Below are 21,018 nucleotides of genomic sequence, written 5' to 3'. Positions count from 1 at the left end.
AACAGCACTATTGCGGTACTAAAAAAGCACCTTTACGGTGCTTTTTTTATGCCAGTTTACTCCCTGTTTTAGGCTGGCAACCCATCCACGATGGTGATCATCGCTTCGGCCACGTCGGCGCGCTGTGCCTTGGCTTGCTGATAGGCGTCAGAGTGGTAGCAGGCCAGCGCGGTTTGGTAATCGGCAAACTCAATGACCACATGCTTGGTGTAGGCGGTGCCCTCCAGAGTCTCGGCTTGCTCGCCGCGCGCCAGAAAACGGGCGTGGTACTGGCGGAAGGCATGGGGCGCAAGATCCATGTAGTGCTGGTACTGCTGCGGGTCTTTGACGGTGACATGGGCAATCCAATAGGCAGGCATGGTTTACTCCTCGTGGGTTAGGATGTGGCGCGCCAGCGCGGCGGCCTCGGTCAGGTGTTCGGAGACCCGTTGCCGCGCCAGCGCCGGGTCGTTCTTCTCGATGGCGTCATAGATCCGTGACATGCGCTCAAAGCCAGCGATCTGCCGGTCGGGGTATTTCAGCGTCAGCGCCCGCAGGCGGCTGATGCGGCTGTTGAGCCGCTGCACAATCTCCCAGGCGATGGTGTGATTCGCCACCAAAAACAGTGACTCGTAGAAAGCCTGCGACGCCTCCACCCGCTTGATGTCATCCTGCTCTTTGGAGGCCTGGGCGATCTGCATCAGGTTGCGGTGCAGCCGCTGCTTGTCGGCGTCAGTCGCCAGCCGGGCGCAATCCTGTGCGGCCTCCTGCTCCAGCAACTGGCGGATGTTGTAGATCTGCTCGGCGGCCTGCCAGGTCAGCACCGCGACAATCGGCCCCTTTTTCGGCACGTTCTCAATCAGCCCCTCCGCCTCCAGATAGCGGATCACCTCCCTGACCACGCTGCGGCTGACGCCCAGCTCTTCACTGAGGGTGCGCTCCACCAGCCGGTCACCGGCACCAAAATAGCCGGAGATAATCGCCTGACGCACCTTGGTCAGCGCCAACTCACGCAAGGTAATAGGGGTGTTATCGATTTTAAGTGTGTGGTGTTGGGCCATGGGTATCCTTGTGCCAGAGTGAAAAACGCGTCGTTAACGCCTGCCTTGGGTACTATTAGCACCCCGCCGGGTGACAGGCAATGTCACCCAATGCCTCCTTCAAGGGCTGGCTCGCCTGCCCTATCGGCCGCCCTCGCTAAATCAGCGGTGGCTCACAATTTCGTAACATTGCCAAAAAGGGTGCTGCCAGTTACCGCCCGCTGCCAGAAGTTCCGCTTTTAAAGCAGGCTTATCAGGGAGTTGCGTAACCACCTTTCCCTCGCCCCGTTCTTGCCCAGCCCTTATTGGCTCAGAGGCATCAGGGCGTTTTCTTCCCCTTTCATACGTCATAAAAGTGCTTGAAAAATGTCATCTATTTGTCAGCAACCGCGCCTCGCACGCTGCTCAATAAGTATTCCGTATGATGGTATACCACATTTTGACATACCATGAGACCCAATGTTATATCCCGACCTGAGACTTCACATTAACATTTTATTTACTTAATTGAGGTGATGACATGCATCCAGCTATCCGCAAAACCGTGGTCTCTACTGAGACGATCTACAGCGACGGAGGCAAGGCCGCCGGCTCCCCTCTGGTGATGATCGCTGCCGCCGCCGTGGTGAAGAACCCGTGGGCCGGTGAGGGCTTCGTGGAAGATCTCGCGCCGAAAATCCGTGAGATGGCACCGGTGCTGGGCGAGCTGCTTACCGGGCTAATCATCAAGGAGGCTGGCTCCGGCGAGCGGGTGCAGGCGTTTGGCAAGAGCGCGGTGGTCGGGCTGGATGGCGAACTGGAGCACGCCTCGGCGCTGATCCACACCCTGCACTTCGGCAACCACTACCGCTCCGCCGTACAGGGCAAAAGTTACCTCGCCTTCAACAATACCCGTGGCCCGGCCAACTCGCCGATCCTGATCCCGATGATGGGCAAGAACGACGAAGGCAGCCGCGAGCACTACCTGACCATCCAGTTCAACATCAACGACGCGCCGTTCAACGATGAGATTGTGATTGCCCTCGGCGCGGCGCTGGGCGGCCGTCCGCACCACCGCATCGGCAACCGTTACCTGGATTTGAAGGAATTGGGCCATGATCCGAAAAACCCTGCTGCTGTCTGAATGCAACCTGCGCGCCAGCTATCTGGAGGCCGGTGACGGCCCGCCGCTGGTGCTGATCCACGGCGTCGGCATGAACGCCGCCGCGTGGTATCCGCAGATTGAGTGGCTGAGCCGCACGTTCAAGGTGATTGCCGTCGATATGCCGGGCCACGGCCAGAGCGAGGGTTTCCAGCACGACGCCACCCTGCCCGACTATGTGCGCTGGCTGGCCGCCCTGCTGGCGACGCGGCCGGAGGGGTGCTTTGCGGTGGCGGGTCACTCGATGGGTGCGCTGATCACCGCCGGGCTGGCGATTGACTATCCAGCGCTGGTCAGCCACGCGGTGGTGATCAGCGGCGTGTTCAAGCGCAATGATGCCGCCCGTGAGGCGGTGCTGCAACGGGCGCAGGAGCTGGCGACCGGCCACGCCCGCCTCGACTCACCGCTGGCACGCTGGTTCAGCGACACGCCGGAGGAGCAGACGCTGCGCGCACAGGTTGGCGAGTGGCTGCAACAGGTGGACGTAGAGGGCTACGCCCGCGCCTACCGTGCCTTTGCTGGCGGCGACCGCACCTATGCTGACCGCTGGCAGGCGATGCGCTGCCCGGTGCTGGTGATGACCGGCGAGTTCGATGCTAACTCCAGCCCGGCGATGGCACGGCAGATGGCGCAGGCCGCCCCGCACGGGCGCGCCGTGATTATCGAGAATGCGAAACATATGGTGAACCTGACCGATGCCGAGCGGGTCAATGAGGAGCTGCTGATGTTCCTCCGCCCGGCGGGGGGTTCCCGCTCTTTATTCCCCACACCTGAAGGAGTGGCAGATGGACGCAGATAAACGCAGACAGTTACGTGACGCCTTCGGCGCCTTTATGACCGGCGTGACAGTGGTCACCAGCCGCGACCCGCAGGGGCAGCCGATCGGCTTTACCGCCAACTCCTTCTCCTCGGTGTCGCTAGATCCGCCGCTGCTGCTGGTGAGCATCGACAAGCGCTCGGCCAACCTCAGCAACTTCACCGGCTGTTCGCACTTCGCCATCAACATCCTGTCGGAGCAGCAGCAGGAGACCTCCAATATCTTCGCGCAGAAGATTGAGGATCGCTTCTCGCTGATCGGCTGGCGGCCAGCGCTCTCTGGCGCACCGTTGATTGACCATAGCTCAGCATGGTTTGACTGCGCGCTGCACCAAGTGGTGGATGCGGGCGACCACGCCATTTTGATTGGCCGCGTGGAGCAATTCGACTCCTGCGGCACCGCCGGGCTGGGCTACTACCGTGGTGCCTACTTCACCCCGGCCCGCAGCGCTGAATCACTGCTGGCAGGCCCGGAGGTGGTGGTGAGCGCCCTGATCGAGTGTCAGGGGCATACGGTGATGGTGGATCAGGCCACCGGCGGCCCGGCGCTGCCGTCACGCCGCGTCGGCCAGCACAGCGTCAGTGACACGCTCAAGGCGTTGCTGGCCGATCTCGACATCTGCGCCAACCCCGGCGTGGTCTACTCGGTGTATGACGACCGCCAGCAGAACCGCCAGCACATCGTGTTCCTGTGCGCCATGCCGACGGAGGCCGCCGACCCGCTGCCGACGCCACGCGGCGGCGAGTGGTTTGACCTGAGCCGCGCCGCCGCGCTGCCGCTCTCTGACTCGGCGCTGAAATCCCTGCTCAACCGCTTTGTGCGCGAGCACGCGGTCGGCAACTACGGCATCTACTACGGCGATGAGCAAAGCGGCTCAATCAGGCAGTTCGCCAGCTAACCTACGAGGATAACCGCATGAAAATGTCCCTGTTCCTCCATATGGAAAGAACCTCGCCCGAGGAGTCCCAGCAGCAGCTGTATGAGGAGATGATGCAGCTCTGTGAAATCGCCGATCAGGGCGGGATGCACGCCATCTGGACGGGCGAGCACCACGGCATGAACTTCACCATCGCCCCGAACCCCCTGATCAATCTGGTGGATATCGCCCACCGCACCCAGCATGTGCGGCTCGGCACCGGCACCATCATCGCGCCCTTCACCCACCCCATCCGGTTGGCGGGCGAGGCGGCGATGACCGACGTGATAACCAACGGCCGGCTGGAGCTGGGCATCGCCCGCGGCGCGTACTCTTATGAATATGAGCGCCTGATGCCGGGCCTTACCGCCTGGGACGCTGGCCAGCGGATGCGCGAACTGGTGCCCGCGGTGAAAAAACTGTGGGAGGGCGACTACGCCCATCAGGGCGAGTACTGGTCATTCCCCTCCACCACCTCCGCCCCGCTGCCGAAACAGCAGCCCCACCCGCCCATCTGGGTGGCGGCGCGTGACCCCAACAGCCATGAGTTTGCGGTGAAGAACGGCTGCAACGTGCAGGTGACGCCACTGCACCAAGGCGAGGAGGAGATCGTGCGGCTGGTGGAGTGCTTCAAGGCGGCCTGCCAGCAGTTCGCGCCCGAGAAGCCGCTGAAGATCATGCTGCTCCAGCACGGCTACGTGGCGGAAGATGAGGCCGACGCGCAACAGGCGGCGGAGGAGCTTAACCGCTTCTACAACTACTTCGGCGCATGGTTCAAGAATGAGCGGCCAGTGGAGCAAGGGCTGATCGCGCCCCTGAGCGACGAGGAGATCGCCGCCAACCGCTACTACACGCCGGAGATGATGCGCAAAAACCTGGCAATCGGCACGCCGAATGAGGTGATCACCCGGCTGAAACAGTATGAGGCGATGGGTTATGGGGAGTTCTCCCTGTGGCTGGACAGCGGCATGACCTTTGCACGGAAAAAGGCATCGCTGGAGCGCTTCATTCGCTACGTTATGCCTGAATTTCGTGACTAGGGGGAGAGATGGAATCGTTCGCACTCTATATTGATGGCCGCTTTGACGAGGGCGCGGCCCGCTTCGCCTCACTGAACCCTGCCACCGGCGAGCCGTGGGCGGAGATGGCCGAGGCGCGCACCGACGAGGTGAACCGCGCGGTGGCCGCCGCCAGCCGGGCCTTCCACTCGGACGGCTGGCGCGCCATGAGCGCCGGCGCGCGCGGCAAGCTGCTGTGGCGGCTGGCCGAACTGGTGGAGCAGCACGCCGACCACTTGGCGCGGCTGGAGACGCTGGACACCGGCAAGATCATCCGCGAGACGCGGGCGCAGGTCGGCTATGTGGCGGAGTACTACCGCTTCTACGCCGGGCTGGCCGACAAGATGGATGGCACGACGCTGAGTATCGACAAGCCGGACATGGAGACCTGGATCAAGCGCGAACCGGTCGGCGTAGTGGCGGCGATCATCCCGTGGAACAGCCAACTGTTCCTGTCGGCGGTCAAGATTGGCCCGGCCATCGCCGCTGGCTGCACGGTGGTGGTGAAGGCCTCGGAGGCCGCGCCCGCGCCGCTGCTGGCCTTCGCCCGCCTGATTGATGAGGCGGGCTTCCCGCCGGGGGTATGTAACATCATCACCGGTTTTGCCGACGAGTGCGGCAGCGTGCTGACCACCCACCCCGACGTTGACCACATCGCCTTCACCGGCGGGGCGGAGACCGCCCGCCACATCATCCGCAACAGCGCGGAGAACCTGGCGCGCACCTCGCTGGAGCTGGGCGGCAAGTCGCCGTTTATCGTGTTTGAGGATGCCGATCTGGAGAGCGCGGCCAACGCGCAGGTCGCTGCCATCTTCTCCGCCTCCGGGCAGAGCTGCGTGGCTGGCTCGCGGCTGCTGGTGGCCGAGAGCATCAAAGAGGCGTTCATTGAGAAGCTGACCCAGAAAGTGAGCGGTATTGTGATTGGCTGCCCGCAGCAGCCGGAGACCCAGTTTGGCCCGCTCTGCACCGAACGGCAGAAGAACCTGATTGAGCAGGTAGTCAACCGCTCACTGGAGCAGGGCGCGCGGCTGGTGACCGGCCACTACGCCCTCGATCGCCCCGGCTTCTACTACCCGCCGACCATCCTCGACTGCGCTGCCGTGCCACAGGCGGAGAGCGTGGTGCAGGAGCTGTTTGGCCCGGTGCTGTCGGTGCTGACCTTCCGCGATGAGGCGGAGGCCATCGCGCTGGCGAACGCCACCGAGTATGGGCTGGCCGCTGGCGTCTTCACCCAGAACCTGACGCGCGCCCACCGTGTGACACGCCGCCTGCGCTGTGGCGTGGTGTGGCTCAACACCTACCGTGCCGTCTCGCCGCTGGCGCCATTCGGCGGCTACGGCAAATCGGGCTTTGGCCGTGAGGGCGGCATCGATGCCGCGCTGGAGTACACCACCACCAAGACCGTGTGGCTGCGCACCAGTGACGAGCCGATCGATGATCCCTTTGTAATGCGGTAAGCCACCCACCGGCAGGGCTGCCCTGCCGGTTCCGGGAACCACCACGCCAGATCGTATCCAAGGCAACACCCATGATGTTGCCCGGATGGCCATGCGCTTTTTTCAGGAAAACGACCCCAACGCGACCCCTTTTGATGTCATGCCGGAGGATACAATGAAGAGTCAGCCAGAGCAGAACCCCTTGATTGAGAACAAGTCGGTGGATTATGTCCCGCCCGCTGAACGCCACGGGCAGGCGCGCAGCCTGTTCACCCTGTGGTTCTGCACCAACATCGCGCCACTGGCGGTGGTGACCGGTGCCATCTCTACCCAGACGTTCCACCTGAACATTCTCTCCGCCCTGACGGCGATCGTCGCTGGCCATCTGTTTGGCGGGCTGTTTCTGGCGCTCACCTCCGCGCAGGGGCCGCAGGTCGGCATCCCGCAGATGGTGCAGAGCCGCGCGCAGTTTGGCCGCTACGGCTCGCTGCTGGTGATCGCCTTCACCACCGTTATCTACCTCGGCTTCTTTATCTCCAACATCTCGCTCTCCGGCAAGGTGATCAATAACGTCATCCCGGCGCTGCCGCTGCCGAGCGCCACGCTGGTCGGCGCGATCACCGCCACCCTGATTGGTGTGGTGGGCTACCACTTTATCCACCGCATCAACAAGGTGGGGGCTTGGGTGATGGGCGCGGCGCTGCTACTCGGGCTGGCGCTGATGCTCGGCCAGCCCTTCCCGGCGGATTTCTGGCAGCGCGGCAGCTTCTCACTGGCCGGTTGGTTCGCCACCTTCTGCATCGGCGCGGTGTGGCAGATCAGCTTCTCGCCCTACACCTCCGACTACTCGCGCTACCTGCCAGCCAGCGTCGGCATCGCCCGCCCCTTCCTCTGCACCTATCTTGGAGCCTGTTGCGGCACCATTCTGGCCTTTGTGTTCGGCATGGTGGCGGTCAACATGGTGCCGGATGGCAGTGACGCGATGGCGGCAGTGCGGCAGGCCACCGGCTGGCTGGGGCCGGTGCTGATGGTGCTGTTCCTGATTAACATCATCTGCCACAACTCAATGAACCTGTATGGCGCGGTGCTCTCCCTGATCACCGCCGTGCAGACCTTCCGCCCAAGCTGGACGCCGGGCGCACGGGTGCGCATCCTGTTCTCAACGCTGGTGCTGGTCGCCTCGGTGCTGGTGGCACTGGCCGCCTCGGAGAATTTCGTCGCCTTCTTCTTCAACCTGATTCTGGCGCTGATTGCGGTGCTGATCCCGTGGAGCGTGATTAACCTGCTCGACTTCTACCTGATCAACAAGCAGCGTTATGACATCAACGCCATCTTCAGCGCCGACGGCGGCCGCTATGGTCGGCTGAACGGGCGGGCGCTGCTGGTCTACTTCGGCGGCATCGTGGTGCAGATCCCCTTCGTGGAGAACGCCTTCTTCACCGGCCCCTACGCGAAGCTGATCCCCGGCGCGGACATCTCCTGGGTAATCAGTCTGGTGGTGACCGCCATCGCCTACCCGCTCTGCGTCCGCCGCCACGCCCTGCCGGCGCTCAGCGGCAGTCAGGCGTAGCCCAGAAACCACTGCGGCCCCATCAGGGGCCGCATCCATCAAAAATATTATCCCGCGCGCCGTTCCCGCCGTCGGCTGATGCTGACGAATACCAGCGTGTTGATCAGCACCACCAGCGCCGTGCAGACAAACACCCAACGGTAGCCCGCCATTGCCGAGATCATTGAGCCGAGCAGCGGCCCCGCCACATTCCCCAGATACATAAAGGATTGGTTGTAGCCAAAGATCCGCCCGGTGGTCTGGTCACTGCTTTGGCGCAGCAGCAGCGTCTGCACCGCTGGCATCATCGCGCCATCAGCGAAACCGAGCAGGAAGCGCAGCACCGCCAATTGGGTCGGGCTGGTGACGAAAGACATGCCGATAAACAGCAGGATCGAGACCGAAAGCGTTGCCACCAGGATCCGCCCGGTGCCGATGCGGTCGCCAAGCTTGCCCAGCACCGGCGCGGAGAAGAGCGCCGAAACCCCCGGCACCGCGGCGATAAAGCCGCTGACAAAGGCGATGTTCTGGATATCCGGGGCCAGGTGCCGCACGAACAGCGTCAGAATCGGGCTGATGGAGCCGTTGGAGAGCTGGATGGTCAGCGTGGTAAAGAACAGGCTGACCACCAGCGCCGGATTTTTCAGCGTGCGGAAGATCGCCTTGCCGCTCAGCCGCTCCTGCTTGCTGACGATGCGGTGCCCGCTCTCCTTGATCAGGAACAGCGTAATAAAGAAGCAGACCAACAGCAGGCCGGAGGTGAACAGGAACACCGCGCGCAGGCCAATCCAATCCGCCAGCATCCCGCCCAGCAGCGGCCCAGCAATCACGCCGCTGATCTGGCCGGTCGCCACCGTGCTCAGCGCCCAGCCGCTGCGATCCTTCGGCGACTGGGTTGCCACCAGCGCCATCGCATTGGGGATGTAGCCGGAAGTCAGCCCCATCAGGCCGCGCAACAGCAGCAGTTGCCACGGCTGGGTGACGAATGCCTGAAGGAAGATCACCACGCTCATGCCCAGCGCCGCACGCAGCAGCATCAGCTTGCGCCCCTTGCGGTCGGCCAGACTGCCCCACAGCGGCGCCACCAGCGCCGAAACCAAAAAGGTGACGCTAAACGTCAGCCCTGACCAGACCGGCAGCGCGTCCGGCGAGTGCACGCCCAGTTGCTCAATATAGAGTGGCAAAAACGGCAGGATTTGGCTGATGGCCAGCCCGGTAAAAAAGCAGCCGAGCCAGATAGAGATAAGGTTGACCTTCCAGGATTCCATGACGGGATGTGTTGACCTTTGTGAGAGAAGCGGTCATGCCAGTATTCAGCAAAGCGCGGTGGAGTCACGCAGATTTTTGTTAGTTTCAACGACATGCACCGCCGTCAAAAGGCCGGCCCGGCTGCCCTGCGCCGCGAGTTTCGCCATTCGTTGCTAAGCTTAGGCAAAGCGGAACAACAGGAGTCACCATGAAATTAGGCTTTGCGTGTAAATACCTTAACTCAGAACTCAAGCAGCTTTATCCGTTTAAAGCCACCACCCGAACCCGCTTCCTTAGCCTGGATGACGAGCAGCGCACGGCGCTGATCTATGGGCTTGCCAAGACCAACCTCACCAACCTCTACCTGATCTTTGAGCAGCTCGCCTCGCTGCCAGAGGCGATGCGGATGATGCGTATTGGCAGTGACCTGCTGCCGCTCTACACCGTGCCGGAGGCGACGCAGCTCTACCAGACCTTCTTGCCGGATCTGCACCCGCTGTTCACCCGCTGCGGAGAGTTTGCGCGGGAGAAGGGCATCCGGCTCTCTTTCCACCCCGGCCAGTACTCGGTGATGGCCTCGGACAACCCGCAGGTGGTGGATCGGGCGCTGGAGGACATTGAGTACCACGCGCTGTGCGCGGTGCTGATGGGCTATGGCCAGACCTTTCAGGATTTCAAAATCAACATCCATATGAATGGCAAAAAGGGGTTTGAGGGGTTCAAGGAGGCGTTTGCCCGGCTCTCACCGGAGGCGCAGCGGATGCTGACCGTGGAGAACGATGAGATCTCCTGCTCGCTGGACGACGTGTTGCAGGCGGAGGCGCTCTGCCCGATTGTGCTCGACATCCACCACCACTGGGTGAAGGAGGCGGAGTTCATCACGCCTGACGATCCGCGCATTGAGCGGGTCATCGCCTCCTGGCGCGGCGTGCGGCCGGTGCTGCACTACTCCATCTCCCAGGAGGGAATCATCCCGGAGCAGGGCTTGCCCGATCAGGCCAGCCTCGGCGTGCCGAAAACCAAACTGCGCGCCCACTCGGACTACTACTTCAACAAGGCGCTCAACGACTGGGCGCTCTCCTTTGAGCAGTTTGACATCATGTGCGAAGTGAAGATGAAGAACCTTGCCCGTGACCGGCTCTACGCCTATGCCCTGTTTGGCAAACGCTGAGGGCCAATTAAAAAAGCCGCCTGAGGGGCCAGGCGGCAATTCCAAAGGAATGCTCTTTTAGGGTTTTGTCATCCATGCCCATTCACCCTAGGCGGCTTGCAGCCGAAGGGCAATGAAAAAGGGGCGGAGGGTTCAATATTTGTACAACGATCACACTTTGTACAAGATGCCGCGCCAATCGCGCGGCAGTCAGGAGACCAGACGGGTGTCGGGGCCGGAGAGCATTACCATGTCACCCGCTTCCAGCCGCTGCTGGTAATGGGCATGTTTGGTGTGGCTGATGCCCGCGCCGCACCACATCACATGGTGCTCATACTCTTTGAGCGCCGTCGCGGGCAAGGCGGAAACGTCTGGCGACAGCTCCACCCGGAACCCCTGCCCGGTCAGCCGGATCGCCTCCAGCCAGATCTCGGTCGCATCCGTGACGCTCACCGCCTCCAGAAACAGCGGCACGGTTTTCCGGCGGTAGGCGCTGTTCATCATGCGGCCCGCGTGGTCAACCATGGCGGCATGGAAGCGTGTCAGTCGGCAGGTTGCGCCAACATGGAAGTCGCTACGCAGCCAGAGATTGAGTGGCCGCAGGCAGTGGTGGACGAACGCATCACTGCTGTACTCCAGGCCCATCTGCCATAGCCGGTCATCAAATTGGGTATCATCCTGATGCAAGAGCGTGAGCAGCTCCTCTTCCCGGCAGGCCCAGCCACTGTGCCGGTAGGCATTGGGCTGTGTCAGCAGGGTGTGCACCTCTGGCAGGGTGTCGCCAGCGTGGGTCAGGATCTGCACGGTCAGGATACGGGTTAGCTGGCTGCCGGTGTAGCCGCTCTTGCTGGCAGGGGCGGCTATCAGGCCAGCGCGGCGCCAGCGTCGTAGTGTCGTGGGCAATACGCCCGTAACACTGCATACAGTGTCGGTCGAATAAAGTGTCATAACGGAAAACCTGGGGGAGAAGAAATGGCCGCCGGGTTACCGGGGATGGAGACCCAGCATGCGCTTTTGGGCGCAATAAATAAACACCTCTTTAACAAAGAGCGCGCCTATCGTCGGGCTGATGTCGCTATCTACCGGATTACGCACAACAAAAAATATCGCGCCTTTTTGTATAGTTTGGTATTCATTAGCGAGAACTGGCCTACTGCTTAACAAACGGGCAAAAAAAACCGGGCGCGGCGAGCTGCCCGGTTTTATCGGCGCTGCGGAGATTATTCGACCGCGATCGGTTTTTCATCCACCGCCACGCGCTCGTCGCCCTGAATCTGTTTCACGCGCGCCTCCACCTTCTGCACCGCGTCTGCGTCTTTCAGCAGCGAGTAGGTCAGCACAAATTCGGTGCTCTGCCCCGGCTGCAACTGCTTCACGCGCCCCTGCTCCTTCTCAATGGTCACCGGGTAGGCGTAGTTGGTGCCCGGCTCAATGCCGGTGACGTAGCCCTGTTTCAGGGTATCGGTGTTTTTCCACAGCGTCAGCAGCGGCAGTTGGCGCGTATCAAACTCAATCGCCGCCCCTTTGTCGCCTTTACTGTTGATCACGGCGGCCACCGTCTTGCCGTTGCTGTCTGCCTTCGGCACCAGATTGAACACCATCTCGTCGAAGTCCTTGGTTGGCGCGCTGTAGGTGTTCCAGCCCTCCAGCCCCTTTTTCGCATAATCATTGAACGGCGAGACGGATTTCAGCGGGGCGATAAAGCGCGCGTCCTTCTCCAGAATCGGCGTGCCAAAGTTGCTGTGGTAGATGATCTGGTAGTCGTGCGGGTAGTCCGCATGGTTGGTCAGCACGTCATGCACCGTGAAGCTGTCACTGCCCGGCACATAGCGCAGCTCCGTCCAGGTCTCCAGATTGGCCTTTTTGAAGGTGTTCTCTTTCAGCAGGCCACGGATGCGGATCTCATGGGGTGCCTGATCGTCCACCACCACCTCAACTTTTGAGGCCGGGGTGTTGCCCGCCTTGCCGTGCAGCGTGTAGATCATGCCATCCTTGGTTACCGGGTGGCCGGTCCACTCAAAGCCGCAGCGCACCATCATCTCGTTGAACCCCTCCAGCCAGCCAAGGCCGTTGCGGCTCTCAAGGTTAATATAGGCCGGGTTGACCACCTCATTGACCGGGGAGTCCCAGCCGAGGCGCACGCCGTGGCCGTTGACCTGCAACAGATCCATGCCGCGCGAGGGGCTGAGGGCGATGGTCAGGCCGTCCGGGCTGGTGAGGGTCAGCACCTTGCTGCCCTCCTGCTTACCGCCATGCAGCACTTTCTGCTCCAGGCTGAAGCGCGCGCCCGACAGCTTCAGCTGTTCGCTACTTACCTGCCAGTTGCCCTGCTCCACGCCCTGTTCAGCATCCGTCAGCACCCAGCTCTGCGCCGCGGCCTGCCCGCTGACCAATGCCGCTACCATCCCTGCCAGAAAAGCCTTTTTCATCTGTTCCCTTCCCGTTGCTGAATTGATTTAGCTTAAGTGGCAGGTAGCTTACAAATTGCTAACAAATGAAAACGTGATGCTTATCACCGCTGAAGGATTCATGCCTGTTGGCCGGTGTATTCGTGGGTTTGGTCACAGATTGATGAAAATTTGCGTTAACTTGCACGATTTTTTGGGGGTAAACGCACTTTGTGCGCCAAAAATGTAAAAACGATTCAGCTAAAGCCGGATGTTCACACTCCCGCCAGTACCCCTTTCAGCACCGTGATGAGTTTTGGATCGGTAGAGCGTGAGACATTGAAGCGTAGGAAGTCACCGGCGGTGCCGGATTGGCTGAAGGCGTTGCCCGGCGCCAGAATGATCCCCTGCTCAAGGCAGGCGTGGGAGACTGCTGTGGCCTCTGCGCCAGCGGGCAGGCGGCACCAGAGGAACATGCCCGCGTGCGGCGTGTGCCACGGGGTAATGCCCACCTGCGCCAATTGCCCTAGTGTGGCCTGCATCGCCACCGCCAGCCGCCCGCGTACCGACTCCATATGCCGCCGGTAGCCGCTGTCGGTCAGCGTCGCCAGCACGATCTCGGCGGCCAGCCCGCCGCCGCCAAAGCTGGTGGCGATCTTGAGGTCAATCAGGCTGTCGATCCAGTCGGGTCGCGCGGCGATGTACCCACAGCGCACGGATGCCGAGATGCTCTTGGAGAAGCTGCCGATCTGGATGACCCGTGACAGCCCATCGAAGGCCGCCAGCCGCGGCGCGGGCTGCCGCTCGAAATCCGCAAAAATGTCATCCTCAACAATGACTAAATCTGAGGCCTCTGCCATCTTGAGCAATCGATGGGCAGTGGCGGGCGAGAGCGTCGCCCCGGTCGGGTTCTGGATACCGGCATTGGTGATATAGAGGCGCGGCGAGTGCAGGTGCAGAGCCTCTTCAAAGGCCGCCAGATCGGGGCCGGTCGCCGTATAGGGCACGCCAATCACCTTGACGCGGTGCGCCCGTAGCAGGGCATGGAAATTGAAATAGCAGGGGTCGTCCACCAATACGCACTCCCCCGGCTGGAGCAGGAAGCGACAGATCAGGTCAATCGCCTGCGTGCCGGACTCCGTCAGCATGATCTGCGCGGGCGTGGCATGGATGCCCGCCAGCGCCATCCGGCGCAACAGCAAGTGGCGCAAGCCGGGGTGGCCTGCTGGCGTGCCGTAATCAGTGAGCAGCGGAGTGCTGGCTCGCGCTGCCCGACGCAAGGCGCGCCGCATCCCCTCCTCATACATCCATGACTCCGGCAACCAGCCGCAGCCCGGCTTCAGCACCCGGTCATCCGCGTCCAGCGACTGGCGCGAGATCCAGAGGGGATCGATCGCCCGGTCAACTCCCGCCGCCATACGCGTCAAATCCAGCGGCGCAACCGGCCCACTGACGAAAAAGCCCGCGCCCGGCCGGGAGACGATCAGGTTCTCCGCCGCCAGCCGCTCATAGGCTTCCACCACCGTTGATACCGAAACCCCAGCCAGCCCGGCCTGCTGGCGCACCGAGGGCAGGCGCGCACCCGGCAATAGGGTACGGGCAGCGATTTGGGCGCGAATGTGCTCCATCAGCAACGCGATACGGGTCTGGGGGCGCGACATGAAGATCCTTACTGTAGGGGAACTGAGGGCAGTACAGTTCTGGCAGAGTGTACTGGATTGTATCTGGCTGGCGATAAGTTGCCAGTGCTTTACTGGAAGCCAACCCTTCAGGAGAGCATGAGATGGAGAGAAAGACCCGTGGCTGGATGAGCGGCATGGTGGGTGTGATGATTTTTGCCGGTTCACTGCCCGCCACTAGGGCGGCAGTGGCGGGCTTTGACCCACTGTTTTTGACCTGCGCCCGCGCTACGCTGGCGGCCCTGCTGGGGGCGCTGTTGCTGGCCGGACGACGCCAGCCCCTGCCCAACCGGCAGGATGTGCTGCCACTGGCGCTGACCGCGCTGGGCGTGGTGGTGGGCTTCCCACTGCTGACGGCGCTGGCGTTGCAGCACCTGACCTCCGCCCATGCAATGGTGTTCGTCGGTCTGCTACCGCTCTGCACGGCGCTGTTTGCAGTGCTGCGCGGCGGCGAGCGCCCACGCGCGGCCTTCTGGCTCTTCTCGCTGGCCGGGGGCGGCTGTGTCGCCGGTTACGCCCTAAGCACCAGCCACGGAGGCGGCCTGCAAGACACCCTATTGATGACGGCGGCCGTGGTGGTGTGCGGGCTGGGTTATGCCGAGGGCGCACGGTTGTCGCGTCGGCTGGGCGGCTGGCAGGTGATCAGCTGGGCGCTGCTGGCCGCCCTGCCCATTATGCTGCCAGCCGCGCTGCTGACCCAGCCAGCCACTTTCACCCTGGTGCCTGCGGCGGCCTGGCTGGGCTTCCTCTACGTGTCGCTGTTCAGCATGTTGATTGGCTTTATCTTCTGGTATCACGGGCTGGCGCAGGGTGGGATCGCCGCCGTCGGCCAGTTGCAGCTGTTGCAACCCTTTTTCGGGCTGGCGCTGGCGGCATTGCTACTCCATGAGCGCATCAGCGGGGCGATGCTCGTGGTGACGCTGGCGGCGGTAGTTTGCGTCGCAGGGGCGAAAAAGTACGCATCCTGAGCACGAATTCCTTAGGGAAACATATCATTACGTAAAGGTTGTTGAATTTAGTTGTTTGCTGGGGCGTGGCTGTTTACCCTTTTTGCCCAATGTATTTATTGCTTTATATGGAGCTGGATGATGTTTAAGCAACTTTTGACTGGAAGCGTAATGGGGCTGGTGCTGATGAGCGGCGCGGCACAGGCAATCGAAGGCAGCGTGGATGTGGGCGAGCACAACACCAACCTGAACGTGGGCCTCGGCACCAATACATCAGGGCTGTTCCTGAAGGGCAACTGGCTGCGTAGCGACCATGACGGCAGCACCTATGGTCTGGGTCTGGGCTACAACATCGATGCTGGCCCGCTGCGCGTGGCACCGACGGCAAAAGCGCTGTTCACTCACCCAGAAGATGGCAAGGATGGCTTCGCCGTGGCAGTAGGCGCGGGCGCACAGTACACCTTCAACGACATGTGGGGCCTGTATGGCGAGTACTACTACGCGCCGGAAGCCTTCTCCGATCACCTGGACAGCTACCAGGAAGCGGCGGGCGGTCTGAGCTTCACGCCGATCTCCCTGCTGAACGTGCGCGTTGGTTACCAGTACATCGAACTGGACAACAAGGGCGGCCGCAAAGACAACGTGCTGGTGGACGGCCCGTACGTCGGCGCCTCCGTGCGTTTCTAATGCCTCGCTGGGGCGGCCACGGCTGCCCCAGAATCACTGCCCCTCCCCGCCTTATCCCTTGATTTAGCTGGCTTTCCCTTAAGTCTTCCTCTGCTTCTCGCAACGCGATGCCGACGCGTGGGCGCTAATTAACAAATTACCGCTAAATGCCACAGAGGTTATTACGCTGCGGTGTAACGCCAAATATCCAGACGTCCATCAGGGACTTCCCAACAATAAACGCAACCAGACCAATCCCAGACAGCGGCATTATTTCTTACTGAGAATAAGACGCGCTTGGGAATTATGGCTAAGGGCGTCCAGCTTTTACCAAAACTTGCCGATTCACGCCTGACCACGGACTGCCCCCAGCGCCATTTCTCCCCCTTGCCGACCCACCGAAATGCCTTGAGAAGAGCGGCAGTAACCCGGTTTTGCGCCCTGTGGGGTGACGCTGTCACGTCCGCTGTAAAACCGGGGCGGTCAATAAACAAACAAGGCATTGATCTCTATAGATAAATACATATACAAATCTACACAAAATTAATCATTGAGGTGAGGGCTAAAAAGCCATATATTAGCCGCGCTTTAAAAACCGGTGATTACTTTTAATTCAATTATCCAATCAGGCGTTGCCAATAACCCTGGTTGTAGGAGAGATATGATGACGGATAAAGTCCGTATTGATACTTTAGGTGCGAATTCATCAGACAATAACAATGAAACTTATTTGGCGCGCCAAGCCGAATTTGAATCAAATGTCAGGAGTTATCCGCGTAAGCTGCCACTGGCGATTGCCAAGGCGCAGGGCGTCTGGATCACGGATGTCGAGAATAAACAATACCTTGACTGCCTGGCAGGGGCGGGCACGCTGGCTTTGGGCCACAACCACCCTGACGTATTGCAGAGCATCCAAAATGTCATTACCAGCGGCTTGCCGTTACATACCCTCGATCTGACCACGCCGCTGAAGGATGGGTTCTCTGAGTACCTGCTCTCCCTGCTGCCGGGCGAAGGCAAAGAGTACTGCCTGCAGTTCTGCGGCCCGTCCGGTGCGGACGCGGTAGAAGCGGCGCTGAAGCTGGCGAAAAAACACACTGGCCGTTCTGGCGTGATCAGCTTCTCCGGCGGCTACCACGGCATGACCCACGGCGCGCTGTCCGTGACTGGCAACCTGTCGCCGAAAGAAGCGGTCAACGGCATGATGCCGGAAGTGCAGTTCATGCCTTACCCGCACCTCTACCGCTGCCCGCTGGGCCTCGGTGGCGAAGCTGGCGTGAAGGCACTGACCTACTACTTCGAAAACCTGATCAACGACGTTGAGAGCGGCGTGCGCAAACCGGCTGCGGTTATCCTGGAAGCCGTTCAGGGTGAAGGCGGCGTGAACCCGGCCCCGGTTGAGTGGCTGCAACGCATCCGCAAAGTGACCCAAGAGCACGGCATCCTGCTGATCCTGGACGAAGTACAGGCTGGCTTCGCGCGTACCGGTAAGTTCTTCGCCTTCGAACACGCAGGCATTGAGCCGGACATCATCGTGATGTCCAAAGCCGTCGGCGGTGGCCTGCCACTGGCCGTACTGGGCATTAAGAAAGAGTTCGATGCGTGGGCACCGGGCCACCATACCGGTACTTTCCGTGGTAACCAGCTGGCGATGGCGACCGGCCTGACCACGCTGAAATTCCTGAAAGACAACAATGTGGCTGACAAAGTGGCTGCGCAGGGCGAGTGGCTGAAGGGCCAACTGGCCGAGATGCAGAAACGCTATCCGGTGCTGGGCCACGTGCGTGGTCTGGGCCTGATGATCGGCATCGAAATCGTCAAGCCGCACGAAGAGAAAGACCACATGGGTTGCTACCCGGCGGATGGCGAGCTTTCGGCACTTCTGCAGAAGAAATGCTTCGAGAATGGCCTGATTCTGGAGCGCGGCGGCCGTCACGGTAGCGTGCTGCGCCTGCTGCCGTCCCTGCTGATCAGCAATGAAGAGCTGGGGATCTTCCTGGATAAATTTGAAAACGCCCTGGTGGCTGCCGGCATCAAGCCGGTCTGATAAGAGCGAAAAGAGTTAATGTCCAAGTCAAACCCGATTCTGGCGGCCTCCGCGCAAAGCACTGAGGCATACCAGCAGGCTATCGCCCAGAGTAGCGAGGCGGTGGTGCAGTGGCTGAAACAGCCAGAGATGTATCAAGGGAAGAGCGTCGCGGAACTGCGCGAGCGCATCGCGCTGGACTTCAATGCGGAGGGCCTGGGCAACCAGGCCGCCATTGAGCGCGCGATTGAGTTCTTCCTGAAAGACAGCCTGTCGGTACACCACCCGCAGTGCGTGGCGCACCTCCACTGCCCGAGTCTGGTGATCAGCCAGGCGGCAGAGGTGATGATCAACGCCACCAACCAGAGCATGGACTCCTGGGACCAAAGCCCCTCTGCGACCATCATTGAGATGAAGCTGATTGAGTGGCTGCGCGGCCAGGTTGGCTATCAGGCTGGCGATGCGGGCGTGTTCACCAGCGGCGGCACCCAGAGCAACCTGATGGGTCTAATGCTGGCGCGTGACGCCTTCTTCGCACGTCAGGGTCACTCCATCCAGCAGGATGGTCTGATCGGCGACCTGCGGAAGATTAAGGTGTTCTGTTCTGAGAACGCCCACTTCTCCGTGCAGAAGAACATGGCGCTGCTGGGTCTGGGTTACCAGTCCGTCACGCTAGTGAAAACCGATCGCTTCGCCCGCATGGACGTGACCGATCTGGCAGAGAAACTGGCGCAGGCCAAGGCCAACGGTGAGCAGGTGCTGGCGATTGTTGCCACTGCCGGCACCACCGACGCCGGTGCCATTGACCCGCTGCGCGCCATTGCGGCGCTGGCGGCTGAGCACCAGATCTGGATGCACGTGGATGCGGCCTGGGGCGGCGCGCTGCTGATGTCCGAGAAGTACCGTGACTATCTGGACGGCCTTGAGCTGGCGGACTCCATTACCCTGGACTTCCACAAGCAGTTCTTCCAGACCATCAGCTGCGGCGCGTTCCTGCTGAAAGAGGCACGCCACTACGAGCTGATGCGCTATCAGGCGGCTTACCTGAACTCTGAGTTCGATGAAGCACAGGGCGTACCGAATCTGGTCTCCAAATCGCTGCAAACCACCCGCCGTTTCGATGCATTGAAACTGTGGATGGGTCTGGAAGCACTGGGCAAGACGCAGTATGCCGAGATCATCGACCACGGTGTCACCCTGGCACAGCAAGTGGCGCAGTATGTGGCTGAGCAGCCGGCTCTCGAGCTGGTGATGGAGCCGCAACTGGCGAGCGTGCTGTTCCGCTTCCGTCCAGAGCACCTGGCGGCGCAGGGCGATGCTGCCGTGGCGCTGTTCAACCAGAAGATCGGTGACGCACTGCTGGACTCCGGCCGCGCCAACGTCGGCGTAACAGAATTTGATGGCGTTACCTGCCTGAAAATGACGTTGCTGAACCCGGTCGTGACGCTGGAAGACATCAAAGTGCTGCTGGCACTGGTTGAGAAGACCGCCGCACAACTGGCGTAATCTCCGGCCACTGGCGGATAAAAGCCGATAACCCTTGGGTTATCGGCTTTTTTATTGCCATCACGTCTCTGGCATTAATCCTAAAACGCAGTGTGCCCCCCTGATGGCGCTTATTCGTACCATCGTTTATTAAACCGCCGAAGCATAGGTAAATTTTTAAAAACAACGATAAACTTTCCAATAATTCCGATAGATTTATTGTGTAATTCAATTGGCAACGGCGTTTATTTAGGATTGCTCTTAATTTATCTTTTTCTATTAATTCATCACGGAATAATCAGCAACTAGCATAATTTGGCCGCTGCCAATTTATGATTGACAATGAAAAACTCGTCATAAGATAATTATTACCTCCTGATTAATATTTGGTAATTGCGATGAAAGAGCGCCTAATAGGCCTTGACCTGTTAAGATCTATCATTATGTTTTTTGGCCCGACATTCCATGCCTCAATGTTATTGACTGGCGCATGGGGATTTGAATATAGCTTTGGATATGCCCGTGAATTGGATGCGGCACTCGACTTCACCCACTATTTCCGTATGGAGCTTTTTTTCCTGATCTCCGGCTTTTTCTCTGCGCTGGTGATTACGAAAAAAGGGCGGGGGCGTTTTGTGGAAAACCGCGTGAAACGGATTATTGTTCCCACCCTGGCCTCCATCGCCATTATCTTGCCGCTCATCTCTCTGGAGATGTCAGCGCTGTTTGCCGACCGCGACTGGGCGGACTACCTCAGCTATAAGCACCTTTGGTTCCTGGTGACGCTGTCGATGATTAGCCTGCTGGTGATGCTGGCCCCGGTTACGCTTAGCAACGCGATTGCCGCCGTGGCGCGCCGCCTCAATGCGCTGCCGTGGTTGCTGCTGCTGCCCGCGATGGCCTGTCTGGTGTATGGCTGCATGGCGTTTAACTCGCTGACCGCGCCCCTCCAGCGGAGCCATGAGATATTCTCGCTATTGCAAATTAACCAGATGGTTAATTACCTGCCCTTCTATTTCATCGGCATGGTGCTCTATTATCTGGAGAAGCGTATTACGCTGGGATGGTCAGTGGCGTTCGCCGGAATTTATATCCTGTGGTATCTGCTGTTCAAGGCAGATATTGCCGGGCTGGCCTTGGTCAGCAAATTTTCAAAGGGATTGTGCGCGCTGTTAATCTGTCTGGGCATCTTCTTCGTATTTAAAAACCTGAAGATGAATGCCTCCGCTGGCGTCACCTTTTTGACCAGCATCGCCCTGCCTTTCTATCTGGTGCATCTGCCGGTGCTGTTATTGCTGGCATGGATGTGGATGACCGTGGGAGGCTCGCATAATCCCTACTACTTTATGCTGTTTGTTATTCCCTCAACCTGCCTGTTGAGTGTGGCGCTGGGTTACCAGATGACGCGCTATAAACTCCTGCGTCTCCTGTTTGGCTTGAGCGAGGTAAACACCGCCTCCCGCCCGCCGCGACAAGTGGCGGCCTGAGCCAGCC

18 protein-coding genes are annotated in these 21,018 nt (G+C 60.5%); 12 read left to right on the top strand and 6 right to left on the bottom strand.

Annotation, left to right across the window (positions count from 1 at the left end; translation table 11 throughout):
* Window positions 1-68: 68 nt before the first annotated feature.
* Both C1N62_RS18795 and C1N62_RS18790 read right to left on the bottom strand, forming a co-directional pair.
* Entirely contained in the window at window positions 69-359 is a 291-nt protein-coding gene (locus C1N62_RS18795) for a DUF1330 domain-containing protein (RefSeq protein WP_137765237.1), read from the bottom strand.
* Window positions 360-362: 3 nt separating this feature from the next.
* Window positions 363-1,040, bottom strand: a complete 678-nt coding sequence (locus tag C1N62_RS18790) for a GntR family transcriptional regulator (protein WP_137765236.1) — start codon at window positions 1,038-1,040, stop codon at window positions 363-365.
* Window positions 1,041-1,539: 499 nt separating this feature from the next.
* On the opposite strand from C1N62_RS18790, the gene C1N62_RS18785 reads away from it, so the two are divergent.
* The 6 genes from C1N62_RS18785 to C1N62_RS18760 all read left to right on the top strand — a co-directional run bounded on the left by C1N62_RS18785 (window position 1,540) and on the right by C1N62_RS18760 (window position 7,957).
* Complete coding sequence (locus C1N62_RS18785; protein WP_137765235.1) at window positions 1,540-2,142, top strand: amino acid synthesis family protein; 603 nt, start codon at window positions 1,540-1,542, stop codon at window positions 2,140-2,142.
* Complete coding sequence (locus tag C1N62_RS18780) at window positions 2,114-2,959, top strand: alpha/beta fold hydrolase (protein WP_137765234.1); 846 nt, start codon at window positions 2,114-2,116, stop codon at window positions 2,957-2,959. Before C1N62_RS18785 ends, C1N62_RS18780 begins: the two co-directional genes overlap by 29 nt.
* Window positions 2,946-3,875 (top strand): flavin reductase family protein, encoded by a 930-nt coding sequence (locus tag C1N62_RS18775; protein WP_137765233.1) that lies wholly within the window; start codon window positions 2,946-2,948, stop codon window positions 3,873-3,875. Before C1N62_RS18780 ends, C1N62_RS18775 begins: the two co-directional genes overlap by 14 nt.
* Before the next feature lie 17 nt (window positions 3,876-3,892).
* Window positions 3,893-4,933 carry an LLM class flavin-dependent oxidoreductase gene (locus tag C1N62_RS18770; protein WP_137765232.1) on the top strand — a complete coding sequence of 347 codons (1,041 nt, stop codon included), beginning with the start codon at window positions 3,893-3,895 and terminating at the stop codon, window positions 4,931-4,933.
* Window positions 4,934-4,941: 8 nt separating this feature from the next.
* The gene (locus C1N62_RS18765) at window positions 4,942-6,408 is read left to right on the top strand and encodes an aldehyde dehydrogenase (protein ID WP_137765231.1); all 1,467 of its coding nucleotides are present in this window, start codon (window positions 4,942-4,944) and stop codon (window positions 6,406-6,408) included.
* Window positions 6,409-6,562: 154 nt separating this feature from the next.
* A complete protein-coding gene (locus C1N62_RS18760; RefSeq protein ID WP_137765230.1) occupies window positions 6,563-7,957 on the top strand; it encodes a cytosine permease in 1,395 nt (464 codons plus the stop codon).
* Between the two features lie 47 nt (window positions 7,958-8,004).
* Here C1N62_RS18760 and C1N62_RS18755 read toward each other — a convergent pair whose 3' ends face one another.
* Window positions 8,005-9,204 (bottom strand): multidrug efflux MFS transporter, encoded by a 1,200-nt coding sequence (locus C1N62_RS18755; protein WP_137765229.1) that lies wholly within the window; start codon window positions 9,202-9,204, stop codon window positions 8,005-8,007.
* A 188-nt stretch (window positions 9,205-9,392) separates the two neighbouring features.
* Between C1N62_RS18755 and C1N62_RS18750 the strand changes: the two genes are divergently transcribed.
* On the top strand, window positions 9,393-10,355 hold the full coding sequence (locus C1N62_RS18750; protein ID WP_137765228.1) for a UV damage endonuclease UvsE: 963 nt from the start codon (window positions 9,393-9,395) through the stop codon (window positions 10,353-10,355).
* A 189-nt stretch (window positions 10,356-10,544) separates the two neighbouring features.
* On the opposite strand, the gene C1N62_RS18745 is transcribed toward C1N62_RS18750, so the two are convergent.
* The 3 genes from C1N62_RS18745 to C1N62_RS18735 form a co-directional block, all read right to left on the bottom strand.
* Window positions 10,545-11,282 carry a MerR family transcriptional regulator gene (locus C1N62_RS18745; protein WP_137765227.1) on the bottom strand — a complete coding sequence of 246 codons (738 nt, stop codon included), beginning with the start codon at window positions 11,280-11,282 and terminating at the stop codon, window positions 10,545-10,547.
* Window positions 11,283-11,554: 272 nt separating this feature from the next.
* Window positions 11,555-12,763 carry an aldose 1-epimerase family protein gene (locus C1N62_RS18740; RefSeq protein WP_137765226.1) on the bottom strand — a complete coding sequence of 403 codons (1,209 nt, stop codon included), beginning with the start codon at window positions 12,761-12,763 and terminating at the stop codon, window positions 11,555-11,557.
* Window positions 12,764-12,996: 233 nt separating this feature from the next.
* Window positions 12,997-14,382, bottom strand: coding sequence for a PLP-dependent aminotransferase family protein (locus C1N62_RS18735; protein WP_137765225.1), 1,386 nt, complete (start codon window positions 14,380-14,382; stop codon window positions 12,997-12,999).
* Between the two features lie 122 nt (window positions 14,383-14,504).
* Here C1N62_RS18735 and C1N62_RS18730 point away from each other — a divergent pair, with 122 nt between their 5' ends.
* The 5 genes from C1N62_RS18730 to C1N62_RS18710 all read left to right on the top strand — a co-directional run bounded on the left by C1N62_RS18730 (window position 14,505) and on the right by C1N62_RS18710 (window position 21,011).
* The gene (locus C1N62_RS18730) at window positions 14,505-15,368 is read left to right on the top strand and encodes a DMT family transporter (RefSeq protein WP_137765224.1); all 864 of its coding nucleotides are present in this window, start codon (window positions 14,505-14,507) and stop codon (window positions 15,366-15,368) included.
* Window positions 15,369-15,488: 120 nt separating this feature from the next.
* On the top strand, window positions 15,489-16,034 hold the full coding sequence (locus C1N62_RS18725; RefSeq protein WP_137765223.1) for a YfaZ family outer membrane protein: 546 nt from the start codon (window positions 15,489-15,491) through the stop codon (window positions 16,032-16,034).
* A 643-nt stretch (window positions 16,035-16,677) separates the two neighbouring features.
* Complete coding sequence (locus C1N62_RS18720) at window positions 16,678-18,060, top strand: diaminobutyrate--2-oxoglutarate transaminase (RefSeq protein WP_137765334.1); 1,383 nt, start codon at window positions 16,678-16,680, stop codon at window positions 18,058-18,060.
* A gap of 18 nt (window positions 18,061-18,078) precedes the next feature.
* Window positions 18,079-19,545, top strand: coding sequence for an aspartate aminotransferase family protein (locus C1N62_RS18715; protein ID WP_137765222.1), 1,467 nt, complete (start codon window positions 18,079-18,081; stop codon window positions 19,543-19,545).
* 377 nt (window positions 19,546-19,922) lie between these two features.
* Entirely contained in the window at window positions 19,923-21,011 is a 1,089-nt protein-coding gene (locus C1N62_RS18710) for an acyltransferase family protein (RefSeq protein WP_137765221.1), read from the top strand.
* The last annotated feature ends 7 nt before the right edge of the window (window positions 21,012-21,018 follow it).

It is taken from the genome of Nissabacter sp. SGAir0207, from assembly GCF_005491205.1.
Classification (GTDB): domain Bacteria; phylum Pseudomonadota; class Gammaproteobacteria; order Enterobacterales; family Enterobacteriaceae; genus Chimaeribacter.
The sequence above is the reverse complement of the archived record's forward strand: the minus strand, read 5'-3'. Positions and strand labels throughout refer to the sequence as shown.

Bases quoted from the DNA above. Each gene is read 5' to 3' on its own strand.
- C1N62_RS18725 (WP_137765223.1), top strand. From the start codon at position 15,489: ATGTTTAAGCAACTTTTGACTGGAAGCGTAATGGGGCTGGTGCTGATG.
- C1N62_RS18780 (WP_137765234.1), top strand. From the start codon at position 2,114: ATGATCCGAAAAACCCTGCTGCTGTCTGAATGCAACCTGCGCGCCAGC.
- C1N62_RS18770 (WP_137765232.1), top strand. From the start codon at position 3,893: ATGAAAATGTCCCTGTTCCTCCATATGGAAAGAACCTCGCCCGAGGAG.
- C1N62_RS18730 (WP_137765224.1), top strand. From the start codon at position 14,505: ATGGAGAGAAAGACCCGTGGCTGGATGAGCGGCATGGTGGGTGTGATG.
- C1N62_RS18790 (WP_137765236.1), bottom strand. From the start codon at position 1,040: ATGGCCCAACACCACACACTTAAAATCGATAACACCCCTATTACCTTG.
- C1N62_RS18745 (WP_137765227.1), bottom strand. From the start codon at position 11,282: ATGACACTTTATTCGACCGACACTGTATGCAGTGTTACGGGCGTATTG.
- C1N62_RS18735 (WP_137765225.1), bottom strand. From the start codon at position 14,382: ATGTCGCGCCCCCAGACCCGTATCGCGTTGCTGATGGAGCACATTCGC.
- C1N62_RS18750 (WP_137765228.1), top strand. From the start codon at position 9,393: ATGAAATTAGGCTTTGCGTGTAAATACCTTAACTCAGAACTCAAGCAG.
- C1N62_RS18755 (WP_137765229.1), bottom strand. From the start codon at position 9,204: ATGGAATCCTGGAAGGTCAACCTTATCTCTATCTGGCTCGGCTGCTTT.
- C1N62_RS18720 (WP_137765334.1), top strand. From the start codon at position 16,678: ATGACGGATAAAGTCCGTATTGATACTTTAGGTGCGAATTCATCAGAC.
- C1N62_RS18765 (WP_137765231.1), top strand. From the start codon at position 4,942: ATGGAATCGTTCGCACTCTATATTGATGGCCGCTTTGACGAGGGCGCG.
- C1N62_RS18760 (WP_137765230.1), top strand. From the start codon at position 6,563: ATGAAGAGTCAGCCAGAGCAGAACCCCTTGATTGAGAACAAGTCGGTG.
- C1N62_RS18715 (WP_137765222.1), top strand. From the start codon at position 18,079: ATGTCCAAGTCAAACCCGATTCTGGCGGCCTCCGCGCAAAGCACTGAG.
- C1N62_RS18785 (WP_137765235.1), top strand. From the start codon at position 1,540: ATGCATCCAGCTATCCGCAAAACCGTGGTCTCTACTGAGACGATCTAC.
- C1N62_RS18710 (WP_137765221.1), top strand. From the start codon at position 19,923: ATGAAAGAGCGCCTAATAGGCCTTGACCTGTTAAGATCTATCATTATG.
- C1N62_RS18775 (WP_137765233.1), top strand. From the start codon at position 2,946: ATGGACGCAGATAAACGCAGACAGTTACGTGACGCCTTCGGCGCCTTT.
- C1N62_RS18740 (WP_137765226.1), bottom strand. From the start codon at position 12,763: ATGAAAAAGGCTTTTCTGGCAGGGATGGTAGCGGCATTGGTCAGCGGG.
- C1N62_RS18795 (WP_137765237.1), bottom strand. From the start codon at position 359: ATGCCTGCCTATTGGATTGCCCATGTCACCGTCAAAGACCCGCAGCAG.